Source organism: Phyllobacterium myrsinacearum, assembly GCF_002980555.1.
Lineage (GTDB): Bacteria > Pseudomonadota > Alphaproteobacteria > Rhizobiales > Rhizobiaceae > Phyllobacterium > Phyllobacterium myrsinacearum.
In genome coordinates this window covers 261972-285822 of the sequence record NZ_PVBT01000003.1, presented here as the reverse complement: position 1 = coordinate 285822, position 23851 = coordinate 261972, and the positions used below count along the sequence as shown (strand labels likewise).

At 57.5% G+C, this 23851-nt stretch carries 29 protein-coding genes; 18 read left to right on the top strand and 11 right to left on the bottom strand.

Translation table 11 applies throughout. From position 1 onward, the window contains the following. Positions 1-42: 42 nt before the first annotated feature. Positions 43-522 (bottom strand): FxsA family protein, encoded by a 480-nt coding sequence (locus C5750_RS12045; protein WP_105734138.1) that lies wholly within the window; start codon positions 520-522, stop codon positions 43-45. A 188-nt stretch (positions 523-710) separates the two neighbouring features. Here C5750_RS12045 and C5750_RS12040 point away from each other — a divergent pair, with 188 nt between their 5' ends. The 4 genes from C5750_RS12040 to C5750_RS12025 are packed head-to-tail and all read left to right on the top strand — an operon-like array spanning position 711 to position 3459. Then, on the top strand, positions 711-1412 hold the full coding sequence (locus C5750_RS12040; protein WP_105734608.1) for a Tim44/TimA family putative adaptor protein: 702 nt from the start codon (positions 711-713) through the stop codon (positions 1410-1412). 24 nt (positions 1413-1436) lie between these two features. Next, on the top strand, positions 1437-2537 hold the full coding sequence (gene mltA, locus C5750_RS12035) for a murein transglycosylase A (protein ID WP_105734137.1): 1101 nt from the start codon (positions 1437-1439) through the stop codon (positions 2535-2537). Next, complete coding sequence (locus C5750_RS12030; protein ID WP_105734136.1) at positions 2534-3091, top strand: Smr/MutS family protein; 558 nt, start codon at positions 2534-2536, stop codon at positions 3089-3091. The genes mltA and C5750_RS12030 overlap by 4 nt, the downstream gene beginning before the upstream one ends. Beyond that, the gene (locus C5750_RS12025) at positions 3088-3459 is read left to right on the top strand and encodes a helix-turn-helix domain-containing protein (RefSeq protein WP_105734135.1); all 372 of its coding nucleotides are present in this window, start codon (positions 3088-3090) and stop codon (positions 3457-3459) included. Before C5750_RS12030 ends, C5750_RS12025 begins: the two co-directional genes overlap by 4 nt. A gap of 263 nt (positions 3460-3722) precedes the next feature. Here C5750_RS12025 and C5750_RS12020 read toward each other — a convergent pair whose 3' ends face one another. The 4 genes from C5750_RS12020 to hslV form a co-directional block, all read right to left on the bottom strand. Then, on the bottom strand, positions 3723-4691 hold the full coding sequence (locus C5750_RS12020) for a DUF1402 family protein (RefSeq protein ID WP_105734134.1): 969 nt from the start codon (positions 4689-4691) through the stop codon (positions 3723-3725). 175 nt (positions 4692-4866) lie between these two features. Then, positions 4867-6174: an ATP-dependent protease ATPase subunit HslU gene (gene hslU, locus C5750_RS12015; protein ID WP_105734607.1), complete on the bottom strand. Its 1308-nt coding sequence runs from the start codon at positions 6172-6174 to the stop codon at positions 4867-4869. Beyond that, a complete protein-coding gene (locus C5750_RS12010) occupies positions 6174-6689 on the bottom strand; it encodes a GNAT family N-acetyltransferase (RefSeq protein WP_105734133.1) in 516 nt (171 codons plus the stop codon). The genes hslU and C5750_RS12010 overlap by 1 nt, the downstream gene beginning before the upstream one ends. After that, positions 6679-7233, bottom strand: a complete 555-nt coding sequence (gene hslV / locus C5750_RS12005; RefSeq protein WP_105734132.1) for an ATP-dependent protease subunit HslV — start codon at positions 7231-7233, stop codon at positions 6679-6681. The genes C5750_RS12010 and hslV overlap by 11 nt, the downstream gene beginning before the upstream one ends. A gap of 369 nt (positions 7234-7602) precedes the next feature. On the opposite strand from hslV, the gene hisB reads away from it, so the two are divergent. The 7 genes from hisB to coaA are packed head-to-tail and all read left to right on the top strand — an operon-like array spanning position 7603 to position 12248. After that, positions 7603-8211 carry an imidazoleglycerol-phosphate dehydratase HisB gene (gene hisB / locus C5750_RS12000; protein ID WP_105734131.1) on the top strand — a complete coding sequence of 203 codons (609 nt, stop codon included), beginning with the start codon at positions 7603-7605 and terminating at the stop codon, positions 8209-8211. A 16-nt stretch (positions 8212-8227) separates the two neighbouring features. Further along, the gene (locus C5750_RS11995) at positions 8228-8722 is read left to right on the top strand and encodes a DUF2628 domain-containing protein (RefSeq protein ID WP_105734130.1); all 495 of its coding nucleotides are present in this window, start codon (positions 8228-8230) and stop codon (positions 8720-8722) included. 2 nt (positions 8723-8724) lie between these two features. After that, on the top strand, positions 8725-9375 hold the full coding sequence (gene hisH, locus C5750_RS11990) for an imidazole glycerol phosphate synthase subunit HisH (RefSeq protein WP_105734129.1): 651 nt from the start codon (positions 8725-8727) through the stop codon (positions 9373-9375). After that, entirely contained in the window at positions 9372-10115 is a 744-nt protein-coding gene (gene hisA, locus C5750_RS11985) for a 1-(5-phosphoribosyl)-5-[(5-phosphoribosylamino)methylideneamino]imidazole-4-carboxamide isomerase (protein WP_105734128.1), read from the top strand. Before hisH ends, hisA begins: the two co-directional genes overlap by 4 nt. Beyond that, positions 10112-10915: an imidazole glycerol phosphate synthase subunit HisF gene (hisF, locus tag C5750_RS11980; protein WP_105734127.1), complete on the top strand. Its 804-nt coding sequence runs from the start codon at positions 10112-10114 to the stop codon at positions 10913-10915. Before hisA ends, hisF begins: the two co-directional genes overlap by 4 nt. Next, on the top strand, positions 10915-11238 hold the full coding sequence (locus tag C5750_RS11975) for a phosphoribosyl-ATP diphosphatase (RefSeq protein ID WP_105734126.1): 324 nt from the start codon (positions 10915-10917) through the stop codon (positions 11236-11238). Before hisF ends, C5750_RS11975 begins: the two co-directional genes overlap by 1 nt. Before the next feature lie 53 nt (positions 11239-11291). Further along, positions 11292-12248: a type I pantothenate kinase gene (coaA, locus tag C5750_RS11970; protein ID WP_105734125.1), complete on the top strand. Its 957-nt coding sequence runs from the start codon at positions 11292-11294 to the stop codon at positions 12246-12248. Here the strand turns inward: coaA and C5750_RS11965 are convergent. The 6 genes from C5750_RS11965 to C5750_RS11940 form a co-directional block, all read right to left on the bottom strand. Then, positions 12235-12849 (bottom strand): alpha-ketoglutarate-dependent dioxygenase AlkB family protein, encoded by a 615-nt coding sequence (locus tag C5750_RS11965; RefSeq protein WP_105734124.1) that lies wholly within the window; start codon positions 12847-12849, stop codon positions 12235-12237. The genes coaA and C5750_RS11965 overlap by 14 nt on opposite strands. A 74-nt stretch (positions 12850-12923) precedes the next feature. After that, positions 12924-13382, bottom strand: coding sequence for a peptidoglycan-binding protein LysM (gene lysM, locus C5750_RS11960; protein WP_105734123.1), 459 nt, complete (start codon positions 13380-13382; stop codon positions 12924-12926). A gap of 109 nt (positions 13383-13491) precedes the next feature. Continuing rightward, on the bottom strand, positions 13492-13929 hold the full coding sequence (gene arfB, locus C5750_RS11955; RefSeq protein WP_105734122.1) for an alternative ribosome rescue aminoacyl-tRNA hydrolase ArfB: 438 nt from the start codon (positions 13927-13929) through the stop codon (positions 13492-13494). A 109-nt stretch (positions 13930-14038) separates the two neighbouring features. After that, positions 14039-15652 carry a phosphoenolpyruvate carboxykinase gene (locus C5750_RS11950; protein ID WP_105734121.1) on the bottom strand — a complete coding sequence of 538 codons (1614 nt, stop codon included), beginning with the start codon at positions 15650-15652 and terminating at the stop codon, positions 14039-14041. Between the two features lie 222 nt (positions 15653-15874). Beyond that, positions 15875-16267 (bottom strand): GFA family protein, encoded by a 393-nt coding sequence (locus tag C5750_RS11945; RefSeq protein ID WP_105734606.1) that lies wholly within the window; start codon positions 16265-16267, stop codon positions 15875-15877. 177 nt (positions 16268-16444) lie between these two features. Further along, on the bottom strand, positions 16445-16924 hold the full coding sequence (locus C5750_RS11940; protein ID WP_105734120.1) for a MarR family winged helix-turn-helix transcriptional regulator: 480 nt from the start codon (positions 16922-16924) through the stop codon (positions 16445-16447). A gap of 455 nt (positions 16925-17379) precedes the next feature. On the opposite strand from C5750_RS11940, the gene C5750_RS11935 reads away from it, so the two are divergent. The 7 genes from C5750_RS11935 to ahcY all read left to right on the top strand — a co-directional run bounded on the left by C5750_RS11935 (position 17380) and on the right by ahcY (position 23748). Then, positions 17380-18099: a response regulator transcription factor gene (locus tag C5750_RS11935; RefSeq protein ID WP_162700334.1), complete on the top strand. Its 720-nt coding sequence runs from the start codon at positions 17380-17382 to the stop codon at positions 18097-18099. Positions 18100-18246: 147 nt separating this feature from the next. Then, on the top strand, positions 18247-20034 hold the full coding sequence (locus tag C5750_RS11930; RefSeq protein ID WP_105734119.1) for a sensor histidine kinase: 1788 nt from the start codon (positions 18247-18249) through the stop codon (positions 20032-20034). Beyond that, entirely contained in the window at positions 20034-20492 is a 459-nt protein-coding gene (locus tag C5750_RS11925; RefSeq protein WP_105734118.1) for an HPr kinase/phosphorylase, read from the top strand. Before C5750_RS11930 ends, C5750_RS11925 begins: the two co-directional genes overlap by 1 nt. Before the next feature lie 184 nt (positions 20493-20676). Further along, the gene (locus tag C5750_RS11920; protein ID WP_091879322.1) at positions 20677-21078 is read left to right on the top strand and encodes a PTS sugar transporter subunit IIA; all 402 of its coding nucleotides are present in this window, start codon (positions 20677-20679) and stop codon (positions 21076-21078) included. Between the two features lie 13 nt (positions 21079-21091). Beyond that, complete coding sequence (locus C5750_RS11915; protein WP_105734117.1) at positions 21092-21406, top strand: HPr family phosphocarrier protein; 315 nt, start codon at positions 21092-21094, stop codon at positions 21404-21406. Position 21407: 1 nt separating this feature from the next. Then, positions 21408-22205 (top strand): glutamate racemase, encoded by a 798-nt coding sequence (locus C5750_RS11910; RefSeq protein WP_245421090.1) that lies wholly within the window; start codon positions 21408-21410, stop codon positions 22203-22205. Positions 22206-22347: 142 nt separating this feature from the next. After that, positions 22348-23748, top strand: coding sequence for an adenosylhomocysteinase (gene ahcY, locus C5750_RS11905; RefSeq protein WP_105734115.1), 1401 nt, complete (start codon positions 22348-22350; stop codon positions 23746-23748). Positions 23749-23851: the final 103 nt, after the last annotated feature.

Sequence of the window (23851 nt, the reverse complement as noted above, 5' to 3'; positions counted from 1 at the left end):
CCAGCGAGGCAAGCCGGGAGGCCTTATCCTGATGCAGGCAGACTATTCTTTCGGGCTCCACGGCGAGTTGGGGTCGGATTTTCTGGTGTAATCCTCCGGGTCGAGTTCAATGATGCGATCAGCGGCGCGCTCCGGCCGGCCCCGGCCCGTTGCTGCAGGATTGACCACCACCACGCGGCTGCGGACAAAACGCCAGCCAATGTCGCGAATGGCGGGTATGAACAAGAGTAGGCCGATAACATCCGTGATGAAGCCGGGGACGATCAACAGGAACGCGGCGAAGAACAGCATCACGCCGTGCACGAGTTCGCGGCTCGGCGTCCGGCCGGCTGCGGTTTCCGAGCGGATTTTCTGCAGGATGCCAAATCCCTGCAGGCGCAGCAGGAAAATGCCGAGAAACATCGACAGGATGATCAGGCCAAGGGTCGCCAAGACGCCAATCTTGCTGCCGACCACAATGAAGCCGGCAATTTCAAGAAACGGCAGCGCAAGCAGAAACAGGGGCACAAGAGAGGATCGCAACTAATTTACCTTTCGAAGGACATATCCGGTTATAATCCATACCCGGCGTCAATTTCATGCCTATATAGGGATGAACATGAGCATTTGTATGATTGCCTTCAGCAATCTATATGTTTTGGTAATTGGACAAAAGCGCGATGGCCGTACAATCAACGGCCGACTGAATTTAGGGATGAATGGCAGGCGACATGGAATATCTGGACTTCGGAACGATTTTCTTCTTCGTGGCAGCAGTGGTGATCTTTCTGCAGCTGCGCAAGGTGCTTGGTCGCCGCACCGGCAACGAGCGTCCGCCATTCAATCCGTACGCATCATCGCGTACGGCCGAGGTCGAAGACAAGGCCAAACCTGGCGACAATGTCGTGTCGCTTCCGCGGCGCGGCGAGCCAAAGGAAAACCAATTTGAAAAGGTGGACGCACTGGCAACACCCGGCACGCCGCTGAACGAAGGCCTTCGTGCCATCCAGAACGCTGATCCGGCATTCGATCCTGCGAAGTTTCTCGAAGGCTCGAAGATGGCCTATGAGATGATTGTCATGTCCTTCGCCGACGGTGATCGCAAGACGCTCAAGTCGCTCCTGTCCCGCGAAGTGTTCGATGGTTTCGTTTCGGCGATCGCCGACCGCGAATCGCGCGGTGAAAAAGTGCAGTCCTCGTTTGTCGGCATCAACAAGGCCGAGATCACCGGCGCCGAAATGAAGGGCACGGAAGCGCACGTGACGGTGCGGGTTGTCAGTGAGCTGATTTCTGCGACCCTTGACAAGGACGGTAACGTGATTGACGGCGACAAGGAAGCGGTGGCTGAAGTCAAGGATGTCTGGACCTATGCGCGGGATACCCGCTCGAAGGATCCGAACTGGAAACTCGTGGCGACCGAAGCCGAAGATTGATTCTCCCGTCGCGAGCGCCAGACCATGCTTTCCCCTCTCTTCAAACCGGTGGCATTCACCGATTGCCCCGGTTGGGAGAACGACAGTCAGCTTGAAGCATTTCAAGCCTTTGCACGTTCTGCCGTCAGGGTTCTGGAAAAGCCCTATAAAAGCGGATCACTGGGCATCTCCTTTGCAGCCTTGGCACCCATTTTCGCTGATTCACGTGAAACATTGGTCGAAAATGACGACCAGGCACGACGGTTTTTCGAAAAATGGTTCTGCCCGGCCCGCATTGAAAATCCCGACATGGGGCATGGTTTTGTCACAGGGTTTTATGAACCGGAGGTGATTGCCTCTCCGGTTCGAACCGAACGCTACACCGTTCCCTTTCTTTGCCGCCCGGATGATCTCGTCGATGTGAACGATGGCAACCGGCCCTCGGGGCTTGATCCCTATTTCGCCTTTGCCCGGCAAACCCCGGCAGGACTTGCCGAGTATCTTGATCGCGCTGCCATTGAGAGCGGCGCACTCGACGGGCAAAACCTGGAAATAGCCTTTGTTGAAAACCTGGTTGATGCTTTCTTCATTCACGTCCAGGGCGCGGCCAGGCTGAAGATGACCGACGGTCGCCTGCGCCGCATCACCTATGCGGCAAAGACGGGTCACCGTTTTACCGGCATCGGAAAAATTCTCCTGGATCGCGGTGAAATCCCGTTGGATAAAATGTCGATGCAGGCCATCCGTACATGGCTTGCCGACAATCCTGATCAGGTTCAAACCCTGTTGTGGAACAACCGATCCTATATCTTCTTTCGTGAAGCGGCGGTCGATGATGCCACGCTGGGGCCGATTGCGGCTGCCAAGGTGCCGCTGACCGGCGGGCGTTCCCTTGCCGTCGACCGGCTGCTGCACACGTTCGGTACACCCTTCTATATCTCGGCACCCGCCTTGAAGGCTTTCGGCGGGGACGGGTTTGCGCGGCTGATGATTGCACAGGATACCGGGTCCGCTATTGTAGGACCGGCGCGCGGCGACCTTTTTGCCGGATCCGGCGATGCAGCGGGCGACATTGCGGGTGGTATTCGTCATGACGCTGTTTTTTATGCGCTTGTGCCCCGTTCATTGTTGGCGGGCCAGGCATGAAGCGGTCCAGAGACGAGTTCACCAACATTGAAGACCGGATTCTCTGGGAGAAAGTCGCAAAATCCACCCGGCCCCTGAAGGGGAAGGACAAGATGGAATTTCTGCTCGATACGGTTCAGGATCAGCCGGCGGTCCCGCCATCGGCACCCGAAAAGATCAAGTCGAAGGCAATGCCGGTGCCCGCGCCGGCAAAACCGGCGATCCCTGCCCATCGCCTGCATCCGATCGACCGTCCGACTCACAAGAAAATATCGCGCGGACGGGTGGTCATCGAAGGCCGGATCGATTTGCACGGGCTGACGCAAAGCGAGGCCTATGGTCTGCTTCTCGGCTTCCTTCGCCGAGCGCATCAGCGCGAGCTGCGCCACGTGCTTGTCATCACCGGCAAGGGATCGTCCCTGGGAAGCGACGGGGTTCTGCGTCAGGCTGTTCCGCTCTGGTTCACGACGCCGCCGTTCCGGATTCTGGTCAATGGCTATGAAGATGCTGCCCGCAACCATGGTGGCACGGGTGCCATCTATGTTCGCATGCGCCGGCTGCCGGAGGTGCCATGACGCCATTTGGTGAAAAGCTGCGCCAGCTCAGGGACGAGCGCGGCATCTCCCAGAAGGAGATGGCGAAGGCGATCGGGGTTTCGGCCGCCTATCTCTCGGCGCTGGAACACGGAAGGCGCGGGCAGCCGACATGGGACAAGCTGCAGCGCATCATCCAGTATTTCAACATCATCTGGGACGAGGCCGAGGAATTGCAGCGGCTGGCTATGATCTCGCATCCGCGCATCACGATTGACACTGCCGGACTGTCACCGGCATCGACGGAATTGGCCAATCTGATTGCGGCGCATATTCGCGACCTCAAAGCGGAGGTTGTTCAATCCCTGATCGGCGAGATAAAGCGATCCGCCGGCAAGCGGCGGCGTTGAGCCCTAGAGCCTTTCCTGTTTAAATAGAACCAGTTCTGTTTCCCGAATGGCGAGACAATCCACGCGGAAGGCAGCGAGGCCGATGTTCATCCATCGGACGACGCTGCCTGACAAAGTGGGTGTCCGCCAGCCGGAAACCCGAAGGGCCGGGTGAATTTGGCCCAATGCCATCGGGCTTCGGCTTCGCCCGATGGAAAGGCATCGGCCTCGCCATTGAACCAAATTCCCTCCGGCAGAACGATTCTATTTAAGCAGGAAAGGCTCTAAAACAGGGCTTTCAACTGCTCGAGCTTGTTGTTGACCAGCCAGCCATAGTAGTTTTCTTCGGGAAGTTGCGGCGGCTGTCCGGCCGCGGCACGGCCTGCATTCGTATTGGCCAGAGCCCGAGCGCGCGCATCGGCGCCGCCCGTATTGTAGAGCGTCGCGGTGATTCCCGGATTCTTTGAAATATCGAAATCCGCCACGCGGCGGTAGACATCGATGGATTCCTTGATGGTCGCTGCCATGTAGGGAAGGGTGAAGTCGGGGTCCATGATTGTCTTGTAGACTTCCGTGGCATGGTCCGCATCCAGTTTCGGCAAACCCGAATAGCGATTGACCATGTCCGTCATCTGCAGCGCGGTCAGGGGACTGAGCTGGCCAAGTCCAAAGGTCTGCCCGGCATAGAAGGGCTGGAAGAATACCGCAGCGAACCGGTTGTCGGGAAAGCGTTTGCCGCCCACCGTCTTGCCGCGGAAATCCGCTTCCCAGACACCTTCGCGGCACGTCCACAGACGCAGGCTGTCCTTGTACTGGGCGCAGGATGAAAATTGTGGGCGCTTGATGAAATCACCGATGCTTTCGCCCTGATAGTCAAAGCTAAGTCCTTGCTTTACATAGGAAATAGCCTTTACATAGTAGGTCTGCAGACGATCATACGCATCGACATTATAGGTATGTTCGCCAACGAGCGCGCCAACGATATGAACCGGATCGATGCCATAGGTCCTCGCAACACTCGATATCTTCGAGCGCAGCTTCGGGTCCGATTTCAGCAGGTTGTATATTTTCTGATACTTCGCTTCGTGCGTTGTATTCAGCTCGCCTGTCCGCTTGATCGAGGCGGCGGGAATATTGGGCTGGGTCGCATTGCGGTTGCCTTCCGGCACGACGGTCACCGCCGAGGCGGGCTGGAGGGCGGTGGACAGTGAAAGAAGGCAGGTGGTCGCGAAGAGGATCAGATGTCGTTTCATTGTCAGCCCAGAATTTCGATCAAATCAGATGAACGGTGGCCCGCCCGGGGAGATGCTTAAGCACAACCTCCCTTAACAGGTTCCAGCCGGAGGTGCGCGAAAATAAAAAATGCCCCCTCAGAAGTCGAGGGGGCATCGGTAAATAAGCGCGGAGCGATGCTTATCTGTCACACGGCTAGAGGATGAACCTCGACAGGTCGCTGTTCTTGGCGAGATCGCCGACCGTTTCACGCACATACTTGGCATCGATGGTATACTCGGCGCCAGCCTTATCAGGGGCGTTGAACGAGATATCGTCGAGTACACGCTCCATGACCGTCTGCAGGCGGCGTGCGCCGATATTCTCGACCGTTGAATTGAGATCAACGGCGATATCGGCCAGCGCATCGATCGCATCATCGGTGATGTCAAGCTTCACCTCTTCCGTTGCCAGAAGAGCGATGTATTGCTTGAGCAGACTGGCTTCCGGCTCGGTGAGGATCCGGCGCATGTCATCGCGTGTCAGGGCGCTCAGTTCCACGCGGATCGGCAGGCGGCCCTGCAATTCCGGCAGAAGGTCCGATGGCTTGGACACGTGGAAGGCACCGGATGCGATGAACAGGATATGGTCGGTTTTGATCGGGCCGTATTTTGTTGCAACAGTGGTGCCTTCGACAAGCGGCAGCAGATCGCGCTGCACGCCTTCGCGTGACACGCCCGCACCCATGCCGCCGTCTCGGGCGGCGATCTTGTCGATCTCGTCGAGAAAGACGATGCCGTCATTTTCGGCCGAGCGCAGCGCTTCCTGCGTGATCTGGTCCTGATCGAGCAGCTTGTCGGACTCGTCATTGATCAGAACGCCATAGGATTCCTTGACCGTTGTCTTGATGGTCTTGGTGCGGCCGCCCATGGCCTTGCCAAGCATGTCGCTCAAATTGAGCACGCCGATATTGGCGCCCGGCATGCCCGGCAGCTCGAAATTGGGCATGCCCGAACCGGTATCGGCCACTTCGACTTCGATTTCCTTGTCGTCGATCAGGCCGTCGCGCAGTTTCTTGCGGAATGAATCCCGGGTTGCCGGGCTGGCGGTCTTGCCGACGAGGGCATCGAGAACACGCTCTTCCGCATTGATGTGGGCTTTGGCCTTGACCTCTTCGCGCTTCTTTTCGCGAACGAGACCAATGGCGACTTCAACCAGATCGCGGATGATCTGTTCAACGTCGCGGCCGACATAACCGACCTCGGTGAATTTGGTGGCTTCCACCTTGATGAACGGTGCACCGGCCAGACGTGCCAGACGGCGGGAGATTTCCGTCTTGCCGACGCCGGTGGGTCCGATCATCAGGATGTTCTTGGGCATGACTTCTTCGCGCATCTGGCCTTCGAGCTGCTGGCGGCGCCAGCGGTTGCGCAGGGCGATGGCGACGGCACGTTTTGCGTCCTTCTGGCCGATAATGAACCGGTCGAGTTCAGAAACGATTTCGCGGGGAGAAAAGGTTGTCATCATGGTCTCATTTCATCTGGATTGTCCCGTGCCATCATCAGGGCAGGGCCGTAAATGGATGTGCGGGTATCGAAAGGGATAAAACCCGCCTTGGTATAGGCTTTGATCGCGCGCGCATTGGCCGGGTCCGGATCGAGGATCACGCGGGGCACGCCTTCTTCGAAGAGCAGGGAAACAAACTCGTCGATCAGCCGCGACCCATGTCCTGTATTGAGCAGATCCGGTTCGCCGATGAACTGATCAAGGCCCAGCGTGCCTGTTGGCTGATCCTGATAGGGGTGATCATCCTCCAAATGCGGATCATAGGTCTGCAGGTAGCCGATGGGCCGTTCATCCAGCATGATGATGAACGGCTCGACGGATATGCTGTCCATATGCGCCGCAATGGCGTTGAACTCTTCCTTCGGATCATCGCCCCACCATTGCGCCACGTGTGGCTCAGCCAGCCAACCTGAAATCAGATCCAGATCGTCCGGCTCCAATGGCCTGAAGCGGTAGGATGGCTCACTCGGCATCGATCGTCTCGAGCGTTACACTCGTATTCGTGAAGATGCAGATATCGGCGGCGATTTCCATGGCCTTGCGGGCAATCTCCTCGGCGGTCTTGTCGGTGTCAACAAGCGCACGGGCAGCCGCCAGGGCATAATTGCCGCCGGAGCCGATGGCCATGATACCGTGTTCGGGTTCAAGCACGTCGCCATTGCCGGTCAGCGCAAGCGTGATGGATTTGTCGGCCACCAGCATCATCGCTTCGAGGCGGCGCAGATAACGGTCGGTACGCCAGTCCTTGGCAAGCTCGACACAGGCGCGCATCAGCTGGTCGGGATATTGTTCCAGCTTGCTTTCAAGCCGTTCAAGCAGGGTGAAGGCATCGGCAGTTGCGCCGGCAAATCCGGCAATGACATTGCCTTTGCCGATGCGGCGCACTTTGCGCGCATTGCCTTTCATCACCGTGTTGCCGAGGCTGACCTGGCCGTCACCGGCGATGACCACTTTGCCGCCCTTGCGGACCGTGACGATCGTGGTTCCATACATGGTGGAGGGGTTGTGTTCTTGCATTCGATTCTCCTTCAAGCAGGTCCGACTATGCCCCAAATGGCAGCAGATCGAACCCCTTCTGTGCAACTTATGTATGATGCCGCTCTGGAATTGCAAATCTGGAGTTGAACCTGCGCCATCAAAGCATTTGGAGATTTGTCATTCCTGATCTAGAAGGCCAGCACTAGTGGAACGGATTTGACATTCGCATCCCATTTGACATCGCACGCAACGTGCGAATGTCAAATTCAAAGTTCCACTAGAATCATATGCTTGCTAGTGGTCCTTTGATTCTGACATTTGCCTGAATGGCTTGTATCAAAGGGGTGCAAATGTCAGAATCGGACCACTAGTGCCGTTTTTGCGAAACCCAGACGACGGGAAACAGGGATGACCAGTGCCAGCACACGGACTGCGAAAGTAGAGCGGACCACCAAGGAAACCAGCATTGCCGTTTCGGTCGATCTGGATGGAACGGGTGCGTTTGACATTTCCACCGGCGTGGGTTTTTTCGACCATATGCTGGAACAGCTGTCCCGCCATTCGCTGATCGATATGGACATCAAGGCCAAGGGCGATCTGCATATCGATGATCACCACACGGTCGAAGATACCGGCATTGCCATCGGCCAGGCGATTGCCAGGGCGCTTGGCGACCGGCGCGGTATCAACCGCTATGCTTCGCTTGATCTGGCCATGGACGAAACATTGACGCGCGCGGCATTGGACGTCTCCGGCCGCCCTTTCCTGATCTGGCAGGTGCAGTTTTCCGCTCCGAAGATCGGCGCATTCGATACGGAGCTGGTGCGCGAATTTTTCCAGGCGCTGGCGCAGAACGCGGGCATCACCTTGCACGTGTCCAATCTCTGTGGTGCCAACAACCACCATATCGCTGAAACCTGTTTCAAGGCGGTCGCGCGCACCCTGCGCACGGCTATCGAGGCAGACCCGCGCCAGAAGGGCGTTATCCCTTCAACCAAGGGTTCGCTGAACGGCTGAGAAGAAGGGCTGGGATATGGCCAGTTACATTGTTTTGATACCGCCGTTGCAAGACAACCAGCGGCAAGATGACAGAACCGTCTTCATTCGGGATGGCTTTGCACTCATCGCGTTTTTCCTGCCGGTTCCCTGGCTGTTGTTCAATCGCCTGTGGTTCGAAGCAGCGCTGGTTTTTGCCGCTGTTGCAGCCATCTCCATTGTCGGCTCCTATACGGGGCACGCCAGTCTGGCGGAAATCGTCGCAGCGCTGCTCGCCCTGCTGGTGGCGTTTGAAGCCAACAATTGGCGCATTAGCGCCCTTGAACGGCGCGGTTTTGATCAGGCTGCCATCATTGATGCGCGCTCGGCTGCCGATGCCGAGACGATCTATTTCCACGGTGATGCCTTTGCGGCAGATCCTGATCCGGTTCCGCCGGCAATTGATCTGGTTATGCCTTCAGCTGTCCCCGCGCCGAAAAAGCCGGCTGTCGGCGGCATGCTCGGTCTTGTCGGCTACCGGGGAGAGCGTTGATCATGCGTGTTGCCATCATAGATTACGGGTCAGGCAATCTGCGCTCCGCCACGAAAGCGTTTGAACGGGCGGCGCGGGAAAGCGGCATTGCCGCCACCATCGATTTGACCGCCGACGCTGAACGGGTGCGTACGGCCGATCGCATTGTTTTGCCGGGGGTCGGCGCCTATGCGGATTGCCGCCGCGGGCTGCATGCGGTGCCGGGCATGCCTGAAGCAATCCATGAGGTTGCGGTGGAAAAAGCGCGCCCGTTTCTCGGCATCTGCGTCGGCATGCAGCTCATGTCGTCGCGCGGGCTGGAAAAGACCATCTCCGCCGGTTTCGACTGGATCAAGGGTGACGTCCGCGAAATGGTCCCGTCCGATCCCACGCTGAAAATTCCGCAGATCGGCTGGAACACCCTTCGCCTCACCCGGCCGCACCCGCTGTTCGACGGAATCAGGACCGGCCCGGATGGGCTGCATGCCTATTTCGTGCATTCCTATTTTCTCGACGCTGAAACCGAGAATGATGTGCTGGCAGTGACCGATTACGGCGGGCCGGTAACGGCCGCCGTTGCCAATGACAACATGGCGGGCACGCAGTTTCATCCGGAAAAGAGCCAGGCTCTGGGGCTTGCTCTCATCGCCAATTTTCTGAGGTGGCAGCCATGATTTTGTTTCCCGCGATTGATCTGAAAGATGGCCAGTGCGTGCGGTTGAAGCTTGGTGATATGGAGCAGGCGACCGTTTACAACGAAGATCCGGCCGCGCAGGCGAAATCTTTTGAAGATCAGGGATTTGAATGGCTGCACGTGGTCGATCTGAACGGCGCTTTCGCCGGTCAGTCCGTCAATGGCGCAGCGGTTGAATCTATTCTTAAAGCAACGAAAAATCCCGTTCAGCTTGGCGGCGGCATCCGGACCCTGGACCACATCGAAAACTGGCTGGCCAAGGGTCTTTCCCGCGTCATTCTCGGCACGGTCGCCGTGCGCGACCCGGCGCTTGTTGTCGAGGCATGCAGGACCTTTCCCGGCAAGGTCGCCGTGGGTATCGATGCCAAAGGCGGCAAGGTGGCTGTCGAAGGGTGGGCCGAAGCCTCGACCCTGGGCGTTGTTGAACTCGCCCGGAAATTCGAAGGGGCAGGGGTCGCGGCGATCATCTACACCGATATCGACCGCGATGGTGTTCTGGCCGGAATAAACTGGGAATCGACATTACAACTGGCCGAAGCGGTGTCGATACCAGTGATTGCGTCAGGCGGCCTTGCCTCCATCGCCGATATCGTCCGCATGACCATGCCGGACGCCCGCAAGCTGGAGGGGGCCATTTCCGGCCGGGCGCTTTATGACGGGCGCATCGATCCGCGTGAGGCCCTGGCGGTGTTGCGGGAAGCCAGGGAGCGCGCCGCATGACACTCAAAGCCCGTGTTATCCCCTGTCTCGACGTGAAGGACGGACGTGTCGTCAAGGGCGTGAACTTTGTCGATCTCATCGATGCCGGCGATCCCGTCGAAGCGGCCAAGGCTTATGACGCGGCCGGTGCCGATGAGCTTTGTTTCCTCGACATCACGGCCTCGTCCGACAATCGCGAAACCATCTTTGACGTTGTCGCGCGCACGGCCGAACAGTGCTTCATGCCTCTGACCGTTGGCGGCGGCGTGCGCACGGTTGCCGACATCCGCAAGCTGCTGCTGGCCGGGGCGGACAAGGTCTCGATCAATACCGCAGCGGTGAAGAACCCCGAATTCATCGCCGAGGCTGCCGACAAGTTCGGCAACCAGTGCATCGTCGTGGCAATCGATGCCAAGAAAGTATCGAAGCCGGGTGAAGCCGATCGCTGGGAGATTTTCACCCATGGCGGCCGGCAGGCAACCGGCATCGACGCGATTGAGTTTGCCCGCAAGGTGGTTGATCTCGGTGCCGGCGAAATCCTTCTGACATCCATGGATCGCGATGGTTCCAAGATCGGCTATGATATTCCGGTCACCCGGGCCGTCGCCGATGCGGTGCGTGTGCCCGTGATCGCGTCGGGAGGTGTCGGCAATCTGGACCATATGGTCGAAGGCATTCTCGAAGGCCATGCCACCGCCGTGCTCGCCGCATCCATCTTTCATTTTGGCACCTACACGATTGGCGAGGCAAAAGCTCATATGGCTGCAGCCGGCATCCCGATGCGCCTCGACCCCATTCGCCCATTCACCGGAGTTGCGTGATGACAAGCTTCACCCTTGCGGATCTGGAACGGATCGTTGCGCAACGCGCGGCATCATCGGATACCAAGTCCTATACCGCCAGCCTCTACGCCAAGGGCATTGGAAAAGCGAGCCAGAAGCTTGGCGAAGAGGCGGTTGAAACCGTTATCGCTGCCGTCTCCGGCGACGCGCAAGGCGTTGTTTCGGAAAGCGCCGATTTGCTCTATCATCTTCTTGTTGTTCTTGGACTTTCGGGCGTCAGGCTTGATGACGTCCTGGCGGAACTCGAACGGCGTACGGCACAGACCGGACTTGAAGAAAAAGCCGCCCGTGGACATGGTTGAGCACATCCATGTTTAAATCACAGGCGTTTGAACGGCAAAGGGATGGGGACGTCATGGATCAGTTGGCACCCAGCGAATTTTCACCCTACCGGTTTTTTAGCGCGGAGCGCTGGGCGGAGTTTCGTGCCGACACGCCGATGACGCTGACCTATGACGAGGTCAAGCGCCTGCGCTCGCTCGGCGACCCCATCGATCTTGATGAGGTAAACCGGATTTACCTCTCGCTGTCGCGGCTTTTGTCGGCCCATGTGGAGGCAAGCCAGCTGCTGTTCTATCAGCGGCGGCAGTTCCTCAACACGGGCGACGCCTTCAAGACGCCGTTCATCATCGGCATTGCCGGCTCGGTGGCCGTGGGAAAATCAACGACGGCCCGCATTCTGAAGGAACTTCTGGCCCGCTGGCCCTCAAGCCCCAAGGTGGATCTGGTGACAACGGACGGGTTTCTCTACCCGAACGAGGTTTTGCGCTCAAAGGGCCTGATGGAGCGCAAGGGTTTTCCCGAGAGCTATGATGTCGGCATGCTTTTGCGCTTCCTCTCACAGATCAAGGCCGGCCAGCGCAATGTCAATGCGCCGCTCTATTCGCATCTGACCTATGATGTGCTGCAGGGCAAGTATCAGACCGTTGACGCACCCGACATCCTGATTTTCGAAGGTATCAATGTGCTGCAGGTCCGCGACCTGCCGGAAGACGGCAAAATGGTGCCATTCGTTTCGGACTTCTTCGACTTCTCGATCTATATCGATGCGGACGAAAACCAGATCCACAAGTGGTACATCAACCGTTTCATGCGGTTGCGTGAAACCGCGTTCAAGGATCCCAGCTCCTTCTTCCATCGCTATTCCACGATTTCGGATGATTCGGCCCTGGCGATTGCCGAAAATCTCTGGACCAGCATCAATTTGAAGAACCTGAAGGAAAACATCCTGCCGACCCGCCCGCGCGCCGACCTGATCTTGCGCAAGGGCGGCAATCACCTCATCGAGGAAGTGGCGCTCAGGAAGCTGTGACCCGCCTCAATGTCAGGTTGATCCTGCCCGGAGCTTTCAGCAGCGTCGACGTGCCGGGATAGATCCGGTCAACACCGTGGAAGGCCAGCCGGCCTTCGTCTCCCAGGACAATGACATCGCCGCTTTTCAAGCGGATGGATTGGGTCTTGTCGCTGCGCTGCACGCCGCCGAAGCGGAAGAGGCAGCTGTCCCCGAGAGATATGGAGACAACGGGGGCGGAAAAATTCTGCTCGTCGCGGTCCTGATGCAACCCCATCTTTGCCGTTTCGGCGTAAAAATTGACGAGGCAGGCTTCCGGGGCCAGCGGATAGTTTCCGACATTTTCCCAGAGGGTTAGAAGGCGCGACGGAATGGCGGGCCAGGGCTTTTGCGTAACGGGATGAACGGCCTGGTAGCGGTAGCCCCGCTCCTTGTCCGTCACCCAGCCGAGCGCACCGCAATTGGTCATCCGCACGCTCATTTCCTTGCCGGTTTTGGGCATGGCGGGAATATAAAGCGGGGCCTCGGCAACGATGGATCTGATTTCGTCCACAAGGGCCACCTGTTCGGCCAGGCTGAGATAGTCCGGGAAATAGCGAATGCCGGGCGCAAGCTGGAGCATGACATAACCTGACGGGAGGGAAGCAAAGACCCGGACTTACGGACGAGCCGGGTCTTTGCCTGACATTGGCGCGATCAGTCGATGGACGGAATACGCAGAACCTGGCCGGGATAAATCTTGTCCGGGCTGGTCAGCATGGGCTTGTTGGCTTCGAAGATCGCGGTGTTCTTCACGCCCTTGCCCTTGCCATAGACCGCTTCCGCGATCTTCCACAAATTGTCGCCGCTCTTGACGGTGTAGAAGACGGGATCCTTGGCCACAGAACCGGTGGTTGTGTTGTCAACAGTCAACGCACCCGTGTCGACTTTGGAAACCCCCAGCGAATTGCCAACGGCAATAATGGCCTTCTCCAGAATTTCCTGGTTGGTAACGCTGCCCTTGAGGATAGCCTTGTCACCTTCGACGACGACGTCAACTTTGTCCGTTCCGAGATTGTGCGAATCGAGCTCTTTCTTCAGATCGCCCGCCTGCGGCTCGTCATTGCCGATGCCGACTTTCTTGCCGACTGATTTAACAAAATCGAATAGTCCCATGTCTGGCTCTCCTTGTTGATTGTTCAAACCGACGAATAGCGTTGTTACATTCCCCATCGCGCTTGAAAAGCAAAGAATAACGACCGCCGCTCACGTTCTGTTCCCTCCACTAATCTCCTTTGACCCGTCCACGCATCTTTTTGACGTCGGATCGACCGGCTTTTACTTTCAGGCGGCGCTCGATGGATCCCTTTGTCGGCCTGGTTTTCTTGCGTGGCGGTGGCGGCGGTTCGGCCGCTTTGGCGATCAAGGCAACCATGCGTTCGCGCGCGTCTTCCCGGTTGCGCTCCTGCGTGCGAAAGCGGCTTGCCTCGATAAGCACGTCGCCGTCCTTGGTGCCCCTCTGCCCGGCCAGTTTCAGCAGCCGTGCCAATACATCGTCCGGCAATCCCGCCCGTGCCGCAAAAAAACGCAGTTGCACGGCGGTTGAGACCTTGTTGACATTCTGGCCGCCGGGACCCGCCGAACGGATAAAACTCTCCTCCAGATCATCTTCATCAATGAAGATCCGGTTGGTGATTTTGATTTGGCTGCGGTTCTCGTCCATGGGGGATTGGTACCCTAATCTTTTCCGGGCGGAAAGGTTCTTACCGGACTGAAAAAGCAAAAGGCCCCGCCGACGATCGGCAGGGCCTCTATTTGCCAAGGGCAGTGGATTATTCCGCAGCAACCGGCGTATGCGGCGCCGCAGCGCGGATATCGCTATCGACGTGGCTTTCGAACTTACCGAAATTGACGACGAACATATCAACCAGTTTCTTGGCCTGCAGGTCATAGGCCTGCTTGTCAGCCCAGGTCGAGCGCGGATCAAGGATGGCTTCGTCCACGCCGGGAACAGCCACCGGCACGGCAAAACCAAAGTTCGGATCGGCGCGGAACTCGGCGCCTTTGAGCGAACCGTCGAGCGCTGCGGTCAGAAGGGCGCGGGTTGCCTTGATGGGCATGCGCTTGCCTGTTCCATAGGCGCCGCCGGTCCATCCGGTGTTCACCAGCCAGCAGTCAACGCCATGTTCGGCGATAAGCTGGCGCAGCAGGTTGCCGTATTCAGAGGGGTGGCGGGGCATGAAGGGCGCACCGAAGCAGGTCGAGAAGGTGGCTTCCGGTTCCGTTACACCGCGCTCCGTACCGGCGACCTTTGCGGTGTAGCCGGACAGGAAGTGGTACATGGCCTGCGCCGGTGTCAGCTTGGCAATGGGCGGCATGACGCCGAAAGCATCCGCCGTCAGCATGATGATATTCTTCGGATGGCTTGCCTTGCCGGTCTTGGATGCATTCGGAATGAAATCCAGGGGATAGGCGCAGCGGGTGTTTTCAGTCAGGGAGCCATCGTTGAAATCCGGAACCCGGTTTTCATCAAGTACGACATTTTCAAGCACGGTGCCAAAACGCTGCGTCGTTGCGTAGATTTCCGGTTCGGCTTCAGCCGAGAGACGGATTGTCTTGGCGTAGCAGCCGCCCTCGAAGTTGAAAACGCCGTGCTCGCCCCAGCCGTGTTCATCGTCGCCGATCAATGTCCGCGACGGATCAGCCGAAAGCGTTGTTTTGCCGGTGCCGGAAAGGCCGAAAAAGACCGCTGTATCGCCATCCGGGCCTTCATTGGCCGAGCAGTGCATAGGCATGACACCTTTTGCAGGCAGGAGATAGTTGAGCGCCGTGAAAACCGACTTCTTCATTTCACCGGCATAGGCTGAACCGCCAATGAGAACGATCATCCGCGTCAGGTCAACAGCAATGACCGTCTCCGTGCGTGTTCCATGCCGCTTGGGGTCGGCGCGGAATGACGGCAGATCGATAATCGTCATCTTGGGCACGAAACTTGCCAGTGCCTCGCGATCCGGCCGGATCAGAAGATTGCGGATGAACAGCGAATGCCAGGCGAATTCGGTGATAACGCGGGTGTTCAGGCTGTAATCGGCGTCTGCACCGCCGATGAGGTCCTGGACGAAAACGTCCTTGCCTTTGGCATGCTCGGCAAAATCGGCATAAAGCAGTGCGAATGCTTCCGGAGTCATCGGGGCATTGTTGTCCCACCAGACATGATTTTCCGTTGAAGCATCACGCACGACAAATTTGTCCTTGGGCGAGCGGCCGGTGTGCTGGCCTGTTCTTGCAACCAGCGCACCCTGCGCTGTCAGCTGTGCTTCGCCGCGCCGCAATGTCTCCTCATAGAGCTCAGCGGCCCCGAAATTATAATAGACCGCCGAAAGCTCCTTCAAGCCTGAGGTGCCGAGCGCGATCGCCGCGTTATGGATACCGGTCTCTCTAGTCATGTGTCCGCCGTTGTTTAAGAAGGTTCAGGGGTCGAATTCAGGTGTGCCGCCTCATGCATCTTCCAGCATGAATGCGGTTACATCTGGTCAAAAGCAGAAAAAATGAGCAGTATCAAATGTTTAATCGATTTAAAGAATTTAAAATTTTTTTAAATCGTTTTAAACGCATGAAATCCACAGGACGCGCTGCAGCGGATTTCGGCTTGGCGCCGTTCGTGCGGTCTAAGCCTCAAAGCGGCTCGCTGTGTCACGGTCGCGATCGTATCGTTTTGTGAGCGTAAACGCCGGCAACCAGGACTCGCGACGGATGGTCCAGAGTTCGTAGGTGGGCCTCAATTGGTCGGGCGCATCCAGGGAGCCGAGGTTCACTTCGACTTCGTCCGCGGTGCAGGCAAAAACCGATGAGCCGCAGCGGGGACAGAAAAACCGCCCGGCATAGTCGCGTGTTTCGCCCTCGATCACCACCGCATCCCGGGGGAATATCGCCGATGTGTGAAAAAGCGCGCCATGATGTTTGCGGCAGTCGAGACAGTGGCAAAGGCCGACCCGGTATGGCCGTCCCGACGCCACAAGCCGAACGTTGCCGCACAGGCAACCGCCAGTAAACCGGTCCATGTTGCACCTCCTCCGATGCCAAGTGGACGCAATGTTTACGACGAATGGCACTGTCGTGGCAATTGCTGCCGCCGGCGGGAAGACGAAGCGAAAGCGCGCATCCATTGTCGCTGCCTCCGACGTTCGCATCTTTCCTGGCTGAACTCCGGCGGCACGGGCGTTTGCCGCGATCAGGGATTATGCGTTGCGGGGCGGGAGCGTGGCCGCTAGGCTAAGCGATATTTTGACCAGAACGTCATGCAGCGCATTCTTGTCCTTGTCCTCCAACTCATTCCAGGCAGCCTCCACGCGGCGCGCGGCATCACGCGACAGATTGGCAATCAATGCCTTTGCTTTCCTGGTTTGTTTAATAAACAGGTATCTTTGATCGTCGCGCACATTGGCCCGCAGGATATAATCATGCTTCTCCAGATGTTTGAGGTAATAGGAGAGATTGGAGCCGTGCACGCCGGAATTGGCCGCCAGATTTTTGACAGTCGATCCTGCTGCGGTAATCGCCACAAGGATCTGGAAATGCGCAGGCGCAAGATTGAATATCCCGCACCGCGTCAATTCATGCTGCAGGAAATTTTCATAGCGCCGCTGGGCCCGGTCGGTTTCCTTGGCGAATTCAAGGAGGTTTGAATGCGCGTGATGGCTATCAAGATGATGTGGCATGTTACAACCTTTTGTCAGGGAAACAGACAAAACCAGCTTTCTGTACCAGGTAACATCTGGCAAGCGGGCCTATCGGAGAATGAGCTATCCATCCTTGAGTTGTTCGAAGCAGACCACGCGCTCGATATCATGGCAAGCTGAACGGGAAATTATTCGAACCTGAGGCGAAACTGAGATAGGTTCGAGCAAGGATTGTTGAGCGCAGCCTGTCGCCTATGCGGTGAAGCCGCATCAGAAACGAGCCTGGAACAGCGCCGGGGATCGCCGATGGAACCATCCTTTTCAGCATGCGGGAAACGTCTTGAATAACCGCCGATGACGCGAGCAATCGCCGGTAGCCGTCATGCGAAAATGACAATGGGTGACATGAGTTTTGATCTGTGCCACATTTTGTACCTAATTTGTCCGGCACAAGCACGGTCGGATTTAACCTTTTAGACAAGGAAAAGCAGGGCATGAGGGAAGTACCCGCAATGCAGACCATTGCGCTCGTTGATGACGACCGCAACATTCTGACGTCCGTATCGATTGCGCTTGAATCGGAAGGTTACCGCGTCGAGACCTACACCGATGGCGCGTCTGCACTCGATGGTTTGATGGCCCGTCCGCCCAATCTGGCTATTTTCGATATCAAGATGCCGCGGATGGATGGTATGGAGCTCCTGCGCCGGCTGCGCCAGAAATCCGATCTGCCCGTTATCTTCCTGACCTCCAAGGATGACGAGATTGATGAGCTCTTCGGCCTGAAGATGGGTGCCGATGACTTCATCACGAAGCCGTTCTCGCAGCGGCTTCTGGTTGAGCGCGTCAAGGCGGTGCTGCGCCGGGTCGCGGCGCGCGAAGGCGCGGCAAAACCGGGCAGTCCCCAGGCCAAGTCGCTGGAGCGCGGTCAGCTTGTCATGGACCAGGAACGGCATACCTGCACCTGGATGGGTGAGCCCGTGACCCTGACTGTCACGGAATTCCTCATCCTGCATTCCCTGGCGCAGCGTCCAGGCGTCGTCAAGAGCCGCGATGCGCTGATGGATGCGGCCTATGATGAACAGGTCTATGTCGATGATCGGACCATTGACAGCCACATCAAGCGCCTGCGCAAGAAGTTCAAGGTCGTCGACGATGACTTCGATATGATCGAAACACTCTATGGTGTCGGGTATCGCTTCCGCGAAACTTGATTCTGATTGTTCCCGTTGTTTGCGTATAAATGGGCCGGAGATCACGCATAGGAATGTCAACCATGCGTGATCCGCAGTAGAATAAGATTGTCTCGGCGTGTTTTGAGTGCGATGAGACAGCCCAATTTGCGATACTCTGAGGCAGAAATGGTAGCCGGACTCCAAGGCAGCAATGTTACGCGCAAGAGCGCCGTCATGCGCCGGAAGCGTTCGCTCGCCTTGAGGCGGTTGCTGCAACCGCTCAACCGGCTTTTCGGCAATTATCTGTTTTCCAGCCTGACCCGCCGTATTCTCTTTCTCAACCTTGCCGGTCTTGCCGTGCTTTTGTCCGGCATCATGTATCTCAACCAGTTCCGCGACGGGTTGATCGATGCGCGTGTGGAAAGCCTGATGACGCAGGGCGAGATCATCGCGGCCGCCATTGCGTCGGAAGCGACGGTTGATACGAATTCCATTACGGTCGATCCTGAAAAATTGCTGGAACTGCAGGCTGGACAAAGCATAACGCCATCGCCCGATGTGCTGGATAATCTGGATTTCCCCATCAATCCCGAGCGCGTGGCTCCGGTCCTGCGGCAGCTGATCCAGCCGACGCGCACCCGCGCACGCATTTATGACCGCGATTCGAATCTCCTGCTGGATTCGCGCCACCTCTACTCGCGCGGGCAGGTGCTGCGCTACGAGCTGCCGCCGATCGATGGCGATGAACCGAGCTTTTTCGAGCGGCTGACCAACCGGATGACCCGGCTGCTGCGCCGCAGCGATCTGCCGATCTATCAGGAACAGCCCGGCGGCAACGGCGCTTCCTTTCCTGAAATAGTCAAAGCCCTGACGGGACAGCCAGCTACCTTCGTGCGCATGACCGAGAAGGGCGAGCAGATTGTTTCGGTTGCGGTTCCGATCCAGCGTTTCCGCGCTGTTCTTGGTGTGCTCCTGCTGTCCACGGAGGGCGGCGATATCGACAAGATCGTGCAGGGCGAACGTTACGCCATTATCCGGGTGTTTACGGTTGCAGCGCTGGTCATGGCCATTCTGTCGCTGTTTCTGGCATCGACCATCGCCAATCCGCTGCGCCGTCTTGCTGCGGCCGCGGACCGTGTGCGCCACGGCGTAAAGAATCGCGAGGAAATTCCTGACTTTTCTGAACGCCAGGACGAAATCGGCCATCTTTCCACCTCCATCCGCGACATGACCAATGCGCTCTATGCCCGCATCGAATCGATCGAGAGCTTTGCCGCCGATGTCAGCCACGAACTGAAAAACCCGCTGACGTCGCTGCGAAGCGCCGTGGAAACTCTGCCGCTGGCCAAGAATGATGATTCGCGCAAGCGTCTGATGGATGTGATTCAGCACGATGTGCGCCGGCTGGACCGTCTGATCACGGATATTTCCGATGCGTCGCGCCTTGATGCCGAGCTGGCGCGCGAAGATTCCGAACATGTCGATCTCAAGTTCCTGCTGGGTAATCTGGTGACCGCTGCCCGCGAAGTGCGGCGCAACAAAAAGGATACGCAGATCGAATTTGTCGTCGGCAAGCTGCCGGCCAACAAGAAGGGCTTCTTTGTGGTCGGCCATGACCTGCGTCTCGGCCAGGTCGTTTCTAATCTGATTGAGAACGCACGTTCGTTCGTGCCGGAAGAGCGCGGCATTATCACCGTGTCGCTGCAGCACATGGGCGACCGGGTGCGCATTCTGGTTGAAGACAATGGTCCGGGCATTCGCGTTGAACAGATCGACCGCATTTTCGAGCGCTTCTACACGGATCGCCCGTCGGGCGAAGCTTTCGGCCAGAACTCCGGCCTTGGCCTTTCCATCAGCCGCCAGATCATCGAGGCGCATGGCGGCACCTTGAATGCGGAAAACATTATCGATCCCAATGATCCCGACAACTATCTCGGTGCCCGCTTCACCGCGATTCTCCCGGCCGAGATCTGATGCGGGACGAAGAAGGCGAATTGATCCATGGCAGTGCCGCGCTCGTGGGTGAGTACGGTGTCCTCGTCCGTGGCGCTTCCGGTTCGGGAAAATCCTCTGTCGTGCGGGCGCTGATGGATCGCGCGTCTTATGGAGGCGTATTTGCCGCCTTGGTCAGCGATGACCAATGCGCGGTTCGGGAGATGTCGGCGCGTCTGCTCTGCACGGCTCCCGGCACTTTGCAGAGCGGACTGGAGGTGCGCGGTTCCGGATTGCATCGGGTGGATTTCGAAAAAAGCGCCATTCTCCATCTCCTGGTTGATCTGGTCGAACCGAACCAATCGGTTCGGTTTGGTGAAGATGCAGTAACGCATCTGCAGGGCGTCGCAATCGGGCATCTAATTCTGCCAAAATGGGAGATAGAGGGTGCCTGCCGCGCCATCGAAGCCCGGCTATTTCTACCGGTATGGAAAAAATAATTGTTGTAGTTCAACAAGTTGCTTCGACGGCCTGCGATAAAATGACTGACAGTCACGCACAAGTCATTTTTCCGCTTGCCTTCGCGATTCGTCCTGCCAAAATGCGACACCTGCCAAGTGGGGCATTCAATGCGCAGAAAAAAGCCTAAACCCAATGGGCTGGCGCAACAGGAGCAGTTTCAGAATGATCGGACTCGTGCTTGTGACGCACGGAAGACTGGCCGAGGAATTTCATCATGCCGTTGAGCATGTGGTCGGTCAGCAGGAATATTTGGAAACCGTCTCAATCGGTGCCGATGATGATATGGAGCAACGCAGGCGCGACATTGTCGATGCGGTGGCGCGTGCCGATAGCGGCAATGGCGTCATCATTTTGACAGATATGTTTGGCGGTACTCCTTCCAATCTGGCCATTTCAGTGATGGAATCCGGACGGATCGAGGTTATCGCCGGCGTCAATCTGCCCATGCTGATCAAGCTGTCGAGTGTACGCGTCACCAATGACATGGCGGCGTCGCTGCGCGAAGGGCAGGATGCCGGACGCAAATACATCAATGTGGCCAGTCAGGTGCTGACAGCCAAATAGAGGTTGAACACGCATGCGCCTGACAGGAGAAACGACCGGCACGTTTGATCCGGACAATGCGCTGGTTGCATCTTTCGAGATCATCAACCGGCGAGGGCTGCATGCGCGTGCCTCGGCCAAATTCGTTCAGCTCGTCGATGGGTACGATGCGCATGTGCGCGTCGAGAAGGACGGCATGACCGTGGGTGGAACCTCCATCATGGGATTGATGATGCTTGCCGCTTCGCCCGGCTGCTGCATCAAGGTCAGCGCATCGGGCCGCCAGGCCAGCGATGTGATGATGGCTCTCGGGGCACTCATTGCCGACAAGTTCGGCGAAGAAGCCTGATGTGACGCTCGTTAGTCCGATTGCTGTCTTTGACGCGGGGATCGGCAGTTACGCCATTGTCGATCTGCTCCGGCAGCGGCTTCCCAGGCAGGATATCCTCTACTTCGCCGATCGCGCCAGCTTTCCCTACGGAAAAAAGCCGCGCAGCGAATTGCTGGCCGTCATGGACCGGACGATCCGGTTTCTGATGGCGCATGACCCCTCGGCCATCGTCGTCGCGTCGAACGTGCCGTCGATCACCGTGATGGATGACCTGAAATCCATGGTGAATGTGCCCCTCTTTGGGGTTGTGCCGCCGCTGGCGGAAGCCCTGGCAACGACGCAAACCGGCAAGGTCGGCATCATGGGCGTGCAGTCGATGACGGGGAGCCCGCAGCTGCGGCAGTTCGTCGGCAGCCACACCAGCGATCCAGATGCCGTGGCTCTGATCAATGCTTCGCCCATGGTCGACCTTGTCGAGAATGGCGACTTTCTCTTCAATCCCGCCGCGACCCGGCAAAAGGTCGATGAATTTCTCAGCGCGGTTTTTCGCAGCCACCCGGATATCGACGTGCTCACCCTGTCGAGTACGCACTTACCGTGGCTCCGCTCTTATTTTGAGAGCAGCCGTCCGTCCTGCCGGTTTCTGGATCCGGCCGAGGCGATCGTGCAGACCATCGGTGCGGGGACGCAAGGCAGCGGCACCACCGTCGCCATTGCCACCGAAAACACCGACTATACGCTGGATGCTTTCCGGGCGATGCTGGCAAAACTGCGGATCGTCCTGCCCGTCAGCCTTGTCTCTCTGCCATTTCAATAAAACAATCATCCCTCGGATATGCACGCATAAGGATTTCTTTATATCCCATTGTGCGTTCCCGCCTTATCTGATAGTCAACAGCAACCTCCGGTCGCCTCGGAATGGCGGCTGGATCGAAAAACAAAGACGGAGCTGACAACAGATGGCCGATAAGCAGGATTTTATAGTCAAGGACCTTGAGCTGGCCGCATGGGGCCGCAAGGAAATTGAAATCGCCGAAACGGAAATGCCGGGCCTGATGGCCAGCCGTGAAGAGTTTGGCGCGTCCAAGCCGCTCAAGGGCGCACGCATCACCGGTTCGCTTCACATGACGATCCAGACCGCGGTCCTGATCGAAACGCTGCAGGCCTTGGGTGCGACCGTGCGCTGGGCATCGTGCAATATCTTCTCGACGCAGGATCACGCGGCGGCAGCGATCGCAGCCACCGGAACCCCGGTTTTCGCCGTCAAGGGCGAAACGCTGGAAGAATACTGGACCTACACCGACAAGATTTTCCAGTGGCCGGATGGCCAGCCGTCCAACATGATCCTCGATGATGGCGGCGATGCCACGATGTACATCCTGATCGGTGCGCGTGCTGAAGCTGGTGAAGACGTTCTGTCCAATCCGGGCAGCGAAGAAGAAGAAATTCTCTTTGCCCAGATCAAGAAGCGCATGAAGGAAACGCCTGGCTTCTTCACCAAACAGCGCGATGCGATCAAGGGTGTTACGGAAGAAACGACAACCGGCGTGAACCGTCTTTATCAGTTGCAGAAGAAGGGCCTCCTGCCTTTCCCGGCAATCAACGTCAACGACAGCGTCACCAAGTCGAAGTTCGACAACAAGTACGGCTGCAAGGAATCGCTGGTGGATGGTATCCGCCGCGCCACCGACGTCATGATGGCCGGCAAAGTTGCCGTGGTTTGCGGCTATGGTGACGTGGGCAAGGGTTCCGCCCAATCGCTCCTCGGTGCCGGTGCACGCGTCAAGGTCACGGAAGTTGATCCGATCTGCGCATTGCAGGCCGCCATGGACGGTTTCGAAGTGGTGACGCTTGAAGATGCCGCACCGACCGCTGACATCATCATCACCACAACCGGCAACAAGGATGTCATCAAGCTCGATGACATGCGCAAGATGAAGGACATGGTGATCGTCGGCAATATCGGTCACTTCGACAACGAGATCCAGGTCTCGGCACTGCGCAATCTCAAGTGGAACAACATCAAGCCGCAGGTCGACATGATTTCGTTCCCGGATGGCAAGCGCATGCTGCTTCTCTCCGAAGGCCGTCTGCTCAATCTGGGCAACGCAACGGGACATCCGAGCTTCGTCATGTCCGCTTCCTTCACCAACCAGGTTCTGGCTCAGATCGAGCTCTACAGCCGCGGTGAGCAGTACAAGAATGAGGTCTACGTTCTGCCGAAACACCTCGATGAAAAGGTCGCACGCCTGCATCTCGACAAGCTTGGTGCGAAATTGACGACCCTTTCGGACGAACAGGCTGCCTATATCGGTGTCACGCCGAATGGTCCTTTCAAGTCGGACCACTACAGATATTAATCTGTTAACCAATACACACAACATATGGAAGCCGAAGGATTGACAAATTCTTCGGCTTTCTTTTTTGCGCGGAGTTCTTCCCGTCGATTCGCCAAGGGTTTAT